The sequence below is a fragment of the Candidatus Omnitrophota bacterium genome (assembly GCA_021735655.1).
Taxonomy (GTDB): Bacteria; Omnitrophota; Gorgyraeia; order Duberdicusellales; family 4484-171; genus JAHKAJ01.
Genome location: JAIPGM010000003.1, coordinates 44,285 through 55,944, shown reverse-complemented (window position 1 = coordinate 55,944; position 11,660 = coordinate 44,285). Strand labels below are relative to the sequence as shown.

At 34.3% G+C, this 11,660-nt stretch carries 10 protein-coding genes; all 10 read right to left on the bottom strand.

Annotation, left to right across the window (positions count from 1 at the left end):
* Positions 1-24: 24 nt before the first annotated feature.
* The 10 genes from K9L86_02940 to K9L86_02895 all read right to left on the bottom strand — a co-directional run bounded on the left by K9L86_02940 (position 25) and on the right by K9L86_02895 (position 11,646).
* The gene (locus K9L86_02940; GenBank protein MCF7907817.1) at positions 25-816 is read right to left on the bottom strand and encodes a WecB/TagA/CpsF family glycosyltransferase; all 792 of its coding nucleotides are present in this window, start codon (positions 814-816) and stop codon (positions 25-27) included.
* 1 nt (position 817) lies between these two features.
* A complete protein-coding gene (locus tag K9L86_02935; GenBank protein MCF7907816.1) occupies positions 818-2,464 on the bottom strand; it encodes a hypothetical protein in 1,647 nt (548 codons plus the stop codon).
* A gap of 137 nt (positions 2,465-2,601) precedes the next feature.
* On the bottom strand, positions 2,602-3,777 hold the full coding sequence (locus tag K9L86_02930) for a glycosyltransferase family 4 protein (protein ID MCF7907815.1): 1,176 nt from the start codon (positions 3,775-3,777) through the stop codon (positions 2,602-2,604).
* Between the two features lie 7 nt (positions 3,778-3,784).
* Entirely contained in the window at positions 3,785-4,513 is a 729-nt protein-coding gene (locus tag K9L86_02925) for a class I SAM-dependent methyltransferase (GenBank protein ID MCF7907814.1), read from the bottom strand.
* Entirely contained in the window at positions 4,514-5,650 is a 1,137-nt protein-coding gene (locus K9L86_02920; protein MCF7907813.1) for an O-antigen ligase family protein, read from the bottom strand.
* A 611-nt stretch (positions 5,651-6,261) separates the two neighbouring features.
* Positions 6,262-7,206: a glycosyltransferase gene (locus tag K9L86_02915; protein ID MCF7907812.1), complete on the bottom strand. Its 945-nt coding sequence runs from the start codon at positions 7,204-7,206 to the stop codon at positions 6,262-6,264.
* 1 nt (position 7,207) lies between these two features.
* Positions 7,208-8,092 carry a dTDP-4-dehydrorhamnose reductase gene (gene rfbD, locus K9L86_02910; protein MCF7907811.1) on the bottom strand — a complete coding sequence of 295 codons (885 nt, stop codon included), beginning with the start codon at positions 8,090-8,092 and terminating at the stop codon, positions 7,208-7,210.
* Between the two features lie 24 nt (positions 8,093-8,116).
* Positions 8,117-9,916, bottom strand: a complete 1,800-nt coding sequence (locus K9L86_02905) for a hypothetical protein (GenBank protein MCF7907810.1) — start codon at positions 9,914-9,916, stop codon at positions 8,117-8,119.
* 10 nt (positions 9,917-9,926) lie between these two features.
* Positions 9,927-10,862: an SPASM domain-containing protein gene (locus tag K9L86_02900; GenBank protein MCF7907809.1), complete on the bottom strand. Its 936-nt coding sequence runs from the start codon at positions 10,860-10,862 to the stop codon at positions 9,927-9,929.
* 31 nt (positions 10,863-10,893) lie between these two features.
* Positions 10,894-11,646, bottom strand: coding sequence for a class I SAM-dependent methyltransferase (locus K9L86_02895; GenBank protein MCF7907808.1), 753 nt, complete (start codon positions 11,644-11,646; stop codon positions 10,894-10,896).
* Positions 11,647-11,660: the final 14 nt, after the last annotated feature.

Below are 11,660 nucleotides of genomic sequence, written 5' to 3'. Positions count from 1 at the left end.
ACCCTTCCTAGTTTTAATTTACCCCTAAGGTTTAAATTGCTGCGAAAACTTTAAAAACTTTATTTTAACTAACTCTTTTAAGTATAACCATAAAAATATAAAATTACCAACCAAATATCGCTTCCACAACCTCTTGGGCTCGGTGACTAAACGAAATAACCATTCAAATCCATTGTTACGCATCCATTGGGGAGCTTGTAACTTAGTCCCAGCTATAAAGTCAAAAGCCGCCCCCACCCCTGCCATGACCGGAACTTTTAGTTTATCTCTATGCTCATGCATCCAAAGTTGCTGTCTGGGACAACCCAACCCCACCCATAACACGTCAGGACAAGACTGATTAATCATCTTAGCTACAGCCTCATCTTCGCTATCGGTCAGTTTCCTAAAAGGCGGAGAATAAAACCCGCTTATTTTTATTTGTGGAAATTTTGTCTTTATTTTATCTACCATTGTTTTTAAAGTGTCTGGATCGGAACCATAGAAAAAATGCGAATATTCTTTATGGCAACTAGTTTTTAAAAATTCAAGCATTAGGTCCGGGCCGTAGACCCGTCGTTCTAGATGCCGACCTTGAACTCTGGCTGCCCAAACTAAAGAAATTCCATCGGCAACCGAAAGGCTACTTTCATTAATGGACTGATTAACAGCTTGATACTTTCTACCCATCATTACATCATTAGCATTGGCTATAACAATATAATTGCCGGTTTCAACCTCCTTAATCCAACGCTCCATGATATCAATAACTCCTGGGATTTGGATAATGTTAAGCTTAGTGCCTAAGATGCTAATAGCCTCAATATCTTTCTCCATCCTACTCCTCTAAAACCCAAAAACGGTTTTTGCCAACAATCTTTAAAGGAAAATTGGCATAAGCAACATCATAATAATCTAAAACTACTGGACTCAAACTAGATCTATCACGATACTTTTTATTCATTTCTATCAGCTGTTTGTCTTTGGTTCGCAACACCTTTACTGAAGGCTTGAAGAGATCACCTGAGTGAGCTCTAAAAATAGATATAAAATTAAAGAGTAATGCGATAACTAAGGCGTAAATAAATGAATTTCTTGGTTGTTTTATTTTAGCCGCCACACTGATAAAAATAATCAATAAAGGAATATAAAGAAACCTGGCTTGCTGGGAACCAAACCACCAAAGCATCCAAAAACTAACTGCAAATAAAGGTAACAAAACAAGCTGTTTCTTTTTAAAAGATATAAAAACAAAGTAAATAAAAGGGGCAAGAAAAAGTAAATAAGGCAAACCGAGGGGGTAGTCGTAACGATTTGTAGTCTGATCTTCGGGCACAGCTATAAGCCATAGATGCCGTAAGAATTCTAATATTGACCTTCCTGATCCATAAGCATCTTTGGTGGAAAAATGCCTTTCTGAAGAAGCTACGATTGATCGCCAATGCGGTGTTTTTTGGTCAACTGAAGATGTCTTTAGAAGACCGGGAGAAAAAGGAAACAAGGGCGTTCCTGACTTAAGTAGCGACTTAGCCATAAAAGGTCCGCCGACAAGCATACTAGATAGAAATAGATACAATACACTCTTCTTAAGATATTTTCTGGAGAGTAACTTATCGTAAGAAGTTTTTTCAAAAACCCAACTTCTATTATTGGCCCCAAGCTTTTTCAAAAGTAATCCGATCAGAAAAATTATAGTTAAAATTGCCAACATTTGAAATGGGACAAAAGACTTTGACCATATAAAGAAAGATAACTCTATAGACCCGAGGATAATTTTTCCCTCTAAAAAACTATCAATACTAGCTAAAAATAGATAACATATAACAATATCAAGCATCAGAATCGGAATTTGTATGCCCACATTATGAGAACCCAAGATAGCCATTAATCCGATAAATAAAGACAAAAAATTGTTGTTGCTAAAACACCTTATAAGATTTAAAGAAATCGCTAATAACCCAAAAACAAACAATATATGGATAAACTTACTAGGAATCTCCTTAATTAGCCAATAGGGAGCCAGCGCAAACTGTATCGGCAAAGGAAATAAATCGGCCGCAGACCAGTGAATATGCGAAAAGGAACCTAAAATCAAATGCTGCCGAGGAAGCGTCAAATGATAATTCAAGGCATCAAACTCCTGAGCTAGATGCGGCGGTAGTAAAAGTGCAAAAAATGTAGTCAACAGTATTAAAAAGACAATACAACAAGCCAGCAATATTACGGCTTTTCTTATTTTACTCTCTTGTTTATATTCCTTAATGCACCAATCAACTGCTGAGAAAAATAGCTTTCTTTGTCCGAAAAATAAATATATAGCAAGAACGGCAAGCAAACAGGTAGCTAATGGTGAGCTTAAACCTTGGCCTTTTTTAAAAAAATATATCTCAAACCAATAAATTATATAGCCTATGATCAATGCAAAACTAGGTAAATGAAGCAGGTTTGAAAAGCTACTAAAGGAATTTGTCTTTTTCGATAACATTTTATTGATTAAACAGTATCCTAAAAATATCTTTTTAGAAAAATAAATATTCTCCACCCTACATATATAGCGGCAACAATAAAACAATAAACATCAAATAAAAATATATAACTCCTATAATTGTTTCTTGTCATAAGTTAAGCATTAGCTTGATCAATAGCTCTATAATAAATATCCATAAGTAGCTTATAGTTCCTATTGGCAGAATATTTATCCTGGTAGTCTTTCCTGGCTTCTTGTCCCATTATAGCAATTTTGTCACTATTATTCCAAACATAGTTTACTTTCTGGGCAAGATCTTTAGGATTTTGCGGCTCAAAGAAAATTCCATTTCTGCCCTCATCGATAATATCTTCCATTGCTCCCAGTCTAGAAGCAATCACTGGAGTTGAACTAGCAAAAGACTCAATTATTACCATCGGAAAACATTCGTACCAATTTGAAGGAAATATTAAGCAATAAGCCTTCTTTATTAATTCAACTGTCTCTTGGTGAGACTTCCGTCCTAAAAACTCTATATCTTTTAAACCTTCTGCTTCTAAGTTTTCTAAGGCTGTTTTCTCCAGAGGTCCTCCCCCAACAATCTTTAAAGGAACATTTTTTAGAAGCTTCCAAGCCCCAAGAAGTGTCATTATTCCTTTTTCCGGAGAAAGGCGACCGACGAAAAGAATATATCTGTTTTTGCTTTTACCCGATTCTATCTCAGGATAAATAAAATTAGGTTTGACTACCACCTTATCTTTTGGCAAGCCCCCTTGGATAAATTTTTTCCGTGAAAATTCAGTAAGAGCTATGTAAAAATTAACCTTGTTTTTCCAAGTTCCAAATAAACGATGGGAAATTAACATACTAGAAATAACCGCTGTCTGTAAATGTGAATCATGATAACAGCCATGTCGAATCCCGGGACAAAAACAACAAGAATTAAAACAATCCTCACATATCGCTGAATCTCTAAAAAGAATAGCCGCCGGGCATATCAGCCGATAATTATGGAGAGTCTGGACTGTTGGAATTTTAAGCTGCTTGCAAACGTAATAGACCGAGGGAGAAATAAGAGGAAAAATATTATGAAAGTGGACTATGTCTGGCCGATTATTCTTTAATAATTGAAAGAAATTATTCCTAGAGCTCTCTGACCATATAGTGTGCAAAGCCAGTCTTGGCCGCGACATTTCATCGATTGAGCTATTGCAAGTTGTCTGGGTTAAAACTTCGTTCCCATTCTGACGTAAGATTTCTGTTTCAGCAGCAAAAACCTCATCCTCACCTCCGGACTGTTTATAATAATTATGAACCTGAAGAATCTTCATTCAAACATTACTTAGCTTGCAAGCATCTAGGAAGTAACTTTTCTTTTTTGATTATAAACACAATATGATTTCCAAAACTAGGAAAAAATAAATTAGATAATCTGTGTATAATTTTTAGGGCACAAAACTCTATCTTTGTTGTTGGTGCCCTATGGGTAGCAAAAAAACGGCAAAGATCGTATTTGAAAAATAAGGCATTGCTTATCTTGGCTACCTCTCTTTTCCTAAATCGATAAACATAATTTTTATGTTCAATTTCGTATTCCTGAGCCAAGCCTAATTTCTCAAAAAGTCTGGTAAGCCAAGTATCGTTAGGCTCCATAACTATCAGTCCTTTTTTAGCAACTCTCAATAGCTCATATAGCCCTCTCAATGGTTCCTTCAAATGATGCAAAGAGGTTCCCACAAAAACATAATCAACAGAATCAGTTTCCAATCCTAACCGTTGATTATCGACAATTACTCCTTTGGCCAAAGGAAAAGAAGAAATAGTTGATTTAAGCGAATCGATACTAATGTCGGAGGCGTACAATCTGTCAAATTTATAAAAATCTTGCAAGTGGTAAATGTCACGGCCTATCCCACATCCAGCGATTAAGACCGACTTTTCATTTAAATCAATGTTATTTCTATCTAGTAACTTTTTAAGCCACAAAAAAGGTATCTTTTGAAAGAAAGCATCAAAAGAATTCTTGCAAAATTTATCCATTCCAACTACTGAAGCTTTCTCTTGCATCTACATCTTCCTCCTCTGACTGTTAAGTTTTCTATTGAGACCGCTTAGATAAGCCCAGCTCATACCGAATAGACTCCAAAAAGGAATAGCACTATAAGGCAATTCAAAAATAACAAAAAAATTAGCTGCTATCAACCAAACCATTACGCTCCCCGACAGTAGTATGCCTTTAACTGAACGTAAAGAAATAAAGTTTTTTATCATTATCAGCAGAAAAATATAAATTATAATTACGTACAATAGTCCTACAACCCCAGCCCTGTAGACAGCATGAAGATAAGAGTTGTGTGGAGTTATCCAACCGCAGGCTTTCCAATCGGCTTCAGCCAAATATAATATTTCAATATTCTTTGAGCGCAGGGGTTTGCCAAAGTCAAATCCCAAAAGCGGTTTTTCTTCTATGAGTTGCTTTATCATATCTTCCCAAATAAAAATCCTAAACAAAGAACTAGTATTGGCTCCGTCTAGATTGCGGGTAATTGGTTTAGCCTTACTCTTTGCTTGGGATTTATCGATTATAACTGAAAGTTCACCAAGCAAAGTCTTAGCTCGCTCAATCTTCCTTATATCCTCCAAAGAAAGTATGCTCGATTTATCTTCTAAAATACGAACTACACCCTTAGCATTTCTATATAGGCTATTGAGGCCCTCTTGAGTGTTCAATTGGTTTTTAGATAATGTGGCTTCATTTTTTCCCACCTTATCCTTAAGCTCTCTTATTCTTGCTTGTATTACCTCGGCCTCTGGATCTTTAAGACTGCTGCTAACAACTACTATTTCTTCTAAGGCCGGCTTAACTCTTTCTAAGTCTACCTGAGGTTCATCTGGCTTTACTTGAATAGTCTGTTTTAAGCCATTTTGCTTAACCTCTGGATTGTATAGGGCTACTTTTATATCCTGAATTCCAAAATTAATCTCTCTTTCAGCTATTCTTTGGCGTTCTAGTTTATATCCATTAAGTAAATGCTTAAACGACACTAAAGATTTTAATTCATTGGTCGGTGAAACCTTAAATAAAACTAACAGGGAGAAAACAAAAGAAGCTATCAAGAGGTAAATTTTATACCTTATTTTTAGCTTAGATATAAAAAGCAAAGCAGCCAGAATGAAAAGTATGGTAAGGAAACTGCTAATCATTGCTGTTCGTGAGCTTTTATAGAGCAAGTGAAAGGGTGTAAAGGATAAAAGACCTAAAAGGAGAACGTAGGATAGCTTACTTTTCCTCCAATAAGCAATCAAAAGGACAACTGCAAGCAGAAGTGAAACTAAAGTAGTCTGACGGGTGTTGTACACCAAAAATAAAAATATAATCGGGATTGTGTACTTGTTAAAAAAACTTTTCTGGTAAAATTTATAGCCAAAGATAAAAAATAGGGGGTAGTAAAATAAAGCTGCGTGCCGAAAGGCAAGCGGTCCCCATTTAGAGTATCCCCAAAAGGCTTTTATTAATATAAATAAAAAATAAATTAATACTAAACAATGCCCTCGGTTAAATCTGGGAAAATTAAGAGTCAGCTTTATTGCTAAAAAAAGTAAACAAAAAATTAATAGTACTTCCCCAATAAAGATGGGAAAATCCAAAAAGGATAATTTTAGGTTTAATTCAGCAAAGTTTCTATGAAGAATGCAGTATAAAAAAGAGGCTAAACCAAGAGCCAATAACCCTGTTGTGTTTATTAAAGTTTCAAGGGTATTTTTATTTTTAAAATTAGTAAAAACCATACCGTTAAATTAAATTATCCTCCTGATCATGCGTCAGAGAAATAATCTTTAGCGAATATTTTTTTCGTCACTTTTGCTCTTAGGTTTTGCTTAGCCAAAGTAAAGTATATGAACATCGCTAAAGCCTTGAAATTCAATCTGTTTTCTCTTAACGATGCAAGGAACTTACTCCTAGATGAAGGCAAATCTCCAGTCATTAGGTAATTTATAGCCGAGCGTAGATACATATTAGAGATTGCTTTGCTTTTAGTGAAATCATTAATTTGAAGATTTCTCACAAATAGCTTATCTAGCACTATCTGCTCTTCTTTCTCTGATTGAATTAGATTGCTTAAAATGTAGCTATCTGAAACTCTATACATAGTTAAAGGGATATCAATATAGCTAGCTTTAAATTTTTCTGTCAACCTTAGCCACATATCCCAATCTGCCGGAGTAAAAATTGACTCATCAAAGTAACCAACTTCATCGATGCACGATTTTCTAATAATCGTAGTTGATGGACAAATAAAATTACGTAAAACAAGATTATCTTTAATTTTGCCCACTTTAGTGCTTATCTTAGGAGAAAATTGACGCAAAATAGTGTCGTTCTCGTCTATAAAATAAGCTGCCGTATGAACAAACCCAATATCGGGGTTATCCTCTAGATAAGCAAGACTTAATTCCACCTTTTGAGGTAAGTACATATCATCGCAATCGAGAAATCCGATGTACTGAGCTTGAGAAACTTTTATACCTAAATTTCTAGCGCTACAAGCACCACCATTATCTTTATAGATATACTTTACCTTGCTTTTATCTTTAACGGATGAAATTAACTTTTTAGTTTCATCCGTTGAACCATCATCGACTACTATTATTTCTATATTATTGTAAGTTTGCTGCAATACGCTATCAATGGCCTTAACTGTTAAATCTGCTTTATTGTAAGCAGGAATAATAATATCTATTTTTTTTGACTCTGTCATTTTATCTGCATTTATTCTCTTTAATGTAGTTTTTGAGAGAATCTTCCCAACGTGGCATATTGTTGAGTCCTAACAATTGCAACTTGTGATTTTGCATCATTTCTGAACGAGCACGGGGGGCAGATAAAGGAAATTGTTCAGAGCTAACAGGCTCAATTGTTACTTGACCATTCAACCCCATATATTCAACTATCTTTACTGCCATATCATAACGTGAACATGTACCTGTATTTGCCATATGATACAATCCATAGCGCTTACTATTAATAACACTCATAAGATTATTTGCAAAATCTTTTGTAAAGGTAGGTGAACCAAATTTATCAGCAACTACACGTAATTGCTTTTGGCCTTTTTTTAGCTGTTGAACTATCTTATAAACAAACTTTTTGTCAAGTTCCCAACCACCAACCATCCATCCAGCACGAATTATAAAATATTTATTTAAAGTATTTTTAACTATCTCTTCGCCCTTTAGCTTACTCCTACCGTAAACACTTACTGGTAAAGGTGTATCGAACTCTGTGTAAGGCTCTTGCTTAACTCCAGAAAAAACTGCCCCTGTGCTAATATATAGACAAGGTATCTTATGCTCCAAACAAACTAGAGCAATATTCTCGGTTCCCTGGCTATTCACTCTAAAAGCATGATCGGGATCTTCTTCACATAAATCGACATCAGTCTCAGCAGCAAGATGGAAAATATAATCCGGGCTCTCTTTTTCTACCAACCTCATGACACCATCACGATCTTGAATATTAATTTTTAATATATCTGGAAGACGTTGGTTTATGTCTGCTTGAACAACCTTGTGCCCATGCTTTAATAAATTAGATACCACTTCCTCAGCAAGCATGCCCGCTGCCCCTGTAATTAGTATTTTCATCTAACCTTAATTTCCTTTTTATACTTACGAAAAAAAATGTGCTAAATTACTTTCTGTTACTGGATAAAAATAACTTTTACTATACTCACTGGCCATCTTCCGTTCAATTTCAAAATCATCATTACTTATCCCATAAAGGCTGTCAACTGCCGGCACAAGCTCATCAGCCTCACTAACCTTTCTTTTAAGAGCATCACATTCAAATAAAGGATCAACATAAAGTGGCCTTAATATATCCAGATAAATTACCGGCAACCCCAATCTTAATGCTTCGGCAGAAATCGTTGACCAAGTATACAAAACCATACCTGCATCAGATAACTCTTCCTTCATCGTCTTACAATTATTAATTATAAAATTACTGGGTATTTCAAATGGAATCTTTTCTTTTACTGATTTAAAATCCCGTGCTGGATGAGGCCTAATAACAATATTTTTATTTGTCTTAGAAATATTAGAGTCGCAAAGAAACTTAATAATTCTGATTGACTCCTGAGTAACCATTGTCAATGGTACTAGTATTTTATTGCAACGCCGCCTCTCTATAAAAGACAAATCATCGAGATACTGTTGGCGTAAAGCACAACCAACTACGATTTGTTCTTTGCGATAAGCTCCGTAATTTTGCAAAATCTCTTTTGTCCTCTCACCCATAGTAATAATTTTATCTGGTAAAGGAATCCTGTCTAATTCCTGTTGTCCAGGAAAATACTTAAATGAATTCCTTGACACGAAGGCATGCTGAAATCCTAATACCCTACAATTGCTCCTTGCCGCCTTAATCCCTTTAATGGTCACTTTTTCCCAAGCATAATTTTCAAAAGTCTGCAGGAAAACATTAAAATTAACAGTTTCGCCAAAACGCTTTGCAATCATATAACGAATAATATTATAAATATATGAGTCTTGCCAAAATCCTTTAAAAATCTCTTGAGAATAGTAATCTGTTACATCAATTCCCTTAAAAATAATTTTGCTATCAAGCTTCCTGATTTTAAATTTAAAATAAACGAATAACTTAAAAATATCTGAATATTTTAAAAAATACTCTTCCGGAATAACAATAGTTTTACCATCAGACTTTAATATTTTTTGCAAAATCTTTCGATAATTATCAATAATTCCACCTAGCAGTAATACTTTATTGCCTCGATTCGCTGCGTATTCAGGCAATCTTCCAAAAAAAGCATCATTTCTGAAATTAGCATCTGGTTGATTATAAAGCCATGTCCTTATTACATAATAACAGCTTTTGTTACTTAATTGTTTCCTTAGTTTACTGGCTATTTTCCTCAAAAATAACTTGCGTGAAATAATTTTAAAAAATAATAATACGATTTTTAGTATCTGGTATATAAAACTTTGGATGTTTCTAAAGAGTTTGCTACCTATGAATACTACCTGTATCCCCTTGTTCGAATAATGCTTTCTCAGAATATTATAAATACTACCGTCCCCATAAACCAAAATGTCGCATCGTTCATCCCTATGTTTATCTATAGTTTTTATTAAAGAAAAAAATAAACACAAATCTTTATACTGTATAGAAGAATGTTCATTTTTCTCAGAAATTGGATTCGCCCACCACTCCAATGAATCAAAAATCTCGGATAATTTTGAAACATTAGCGATATACTCTCTTTCGCAAGTGGCCCGCTCTTGATTTGTTATTGGAAAAATTATAATTTGTTTAAGGTTGCTATCTCTAGTAATAGCTTCCCGCGGTTTAAACTCATCATAGGAAATAATATAACGATTTTTATTAAAAACGGGAATTTTGTGACTGCTAATTAATTTTGGATTTAAAAAACAAATTATTCTCATAAAAATTTACCTAAAAAATAAGATCACAATTTCTACAAACCTGGTATTCTTTGTAATCAAGCTTTTTAAAATCCTCTCTGATTTTTTTATAAGTTTGGTTATTCCATATTTGCTTTATAGTGCTCTGAGTAACATTTCCCATAGATAAAACCCCATTATAATCCATACAGCAAGCCGTAACCCGGCCATCATGCAATACCACCATAGTCCTCCACGGATAATTGCATATTGAACTAACTATTCTTCTGGCAAAGTTATTATAACTTCTCCCTTCCCCGAAATTCAACAAAGAATAAATATTCAACCTATCGCCTAATTTAGAATCAATCATGGAATCAAAAATACTTTTAAATTTGCTAATTTCTGCCTTGTTGTGAGACTGAGGAAGGTATTGAATTATAACTTTAGGTTGAAGGGACTTCATCTTCTTTCGTATTTGGAAAAATTGCTTAACATTAGACATTGTTTGATCAAAATCAAGCCCTCTCATTGTAGCGTTATATGTTTGTCTATCGGTTCCATAAAAACTTATTTTAAATTGATCAAGCCCTGAGGCTATTAGCTTTTCTGATAAATCACTAGTCAACAATGCTGCGTTGGTAACAAAATAAACATGTTTTATCCCATAATCCTTAGCTAGTTTTACTTTTTTGATTAATTCTTTATCCATAAGCGGTTCGCCATAATTATGCATATGAACAGCTGAAACATTATTTTTATGTACAGCTATTTCCTTAATCAGACGTTCAAAAAGGGAAAACTCCATAAAACCAAGCGACCGATTATGCTTATCACGAGGACACATGACACACGCTGCATTACAATGATTGGTATTCTCTATCCATAGCTGGGGGGGAAACTCACCTGCCTGTAACTTCTGTCGTTTATATGCAGCAACTACATACCTTTTGACATATCCCTTTAAAAAATTAATTTTATTTCTCATAAATTTATTCGCTCTGCACAAAACAACACTATTAAAAATAATTTCTGGCTATGGCTATAAAACATTCGGCCTCATTAACGTTATCGGGACTCACTGGAATTAACCGCCGCTGAAAACCTCTATTCATCCATAAATTCATACTTCCGCTATTTTGAACATACATAGAGTCTATCGTGAAGAATTGTTCAAGGTGAGTCTTCAGCAATTGATAATCATAATCAAACCTATGGTCTCTTGTTTCTCCCCAACTATTAGGTGTGGAAATAATTAAGCATCCTTTATTCTTCAATACCCTTTTTACGTTCTTCAAAAAAATTATCGGCTGCTCTAAATGCTCAATGGTTTCAAATGAAACGACCACATCGACAGTTCCTGATTTAATAATATTCATTTCGACAGCATCGCTAGTATTAAAAATACAATGATGCGTTCCATATTTTTTTTGAGCATATTTAACTGTCTCAGGACAAATATCAATACCTATTATTTTTTTCGGATTAACTTTTTTTAAAATATCCGAGCCATACCCTGTACCACAAGCAACATCAACAATAAGTAAATTCCTTGTATCGCTATAAACTTTTCTAAGTTTATTCACGGCGAATTTATATCGATCAATATGAAAAATCCTTCTCTCAACCGGATTTGTTGTTACATTAGCATCCATACGCAAATAACGATTCCGAAACAACCAACGCAAATTAGCACTCCTTAAGGTAGCTATTTGCAACCAAAATGTTTTCAGTTTATTTTTAACTTTTTTTATAAAAATTTGTATATTCACAGTTATATCTTCTC

Excerpts from the sequence above, each read along its gene's own strand:
- K9L86_02940 (MCF7907817.1), bottom strand. The coding sequence starts at position 816 with ATGGAGAAAGATATTGAGGCTATTAGCATCTTAGGCACTAAGCTTAAC.
- K9L86_02935 (MCF7907816.1), bottom strand. The coding sequence starts at position 2,464 with ATGTTATCGAAAAAGACAAATTCCTTTAGTAGCTTTTCAAACCTGCTT.
- K9L86_02930 (MCF7907815.1), bottom strand. The coding sequence starts at position 3,777 with ATGAAGATTCTTCAGGTTCATAATTATTATAAACAGTCCGGAGGTGAG.
- K9L86_02925 (MCF7907814.1), bottom strand. The coding sequence starts at position 4,513 with ATGCAAGAGAAAGCTTCAGTAGTTGGAATGGATAAATTTTGCAAGAAT.
- K9L86_02920 (MCF7907813.1), bottom strand. The coding sequence starts at position 5,650 with ATGATTAGCAGTTTCCTTACCATACTTTTCATTCTGGCTGCTTTGCTT.
- K9L86_02915 (MCF7907812.1), bottom strand. The coding sequence starts at position 7,206 with ATGACAGAGTCAAAAAAAATAGATATTATTATTCCTGCTTACAATAAA.
- rfbD (MCF7907811.1), bottom strand. The coding sequence starts at position 8,092 with ATGAAAATACTAATTACAGGGGCAGCGGGCATGCTTGCTGAGGAAGTG.
- K9L86_02905 (MCF7907810.1), bottom strand. The coding sequence starts at position 9,916 with ATGAGAATAATTTGTTTTTTAAATCCAAAATTAATTAGCAGTCACAAA.
- K9L86_02900 (MCF7907809.1), bottom strand. The coding sequence starts at position 10,862 with ATGAGAAATAAAATTAATTTTTTAAAGGGATATGTCAAAAGGTATGTA.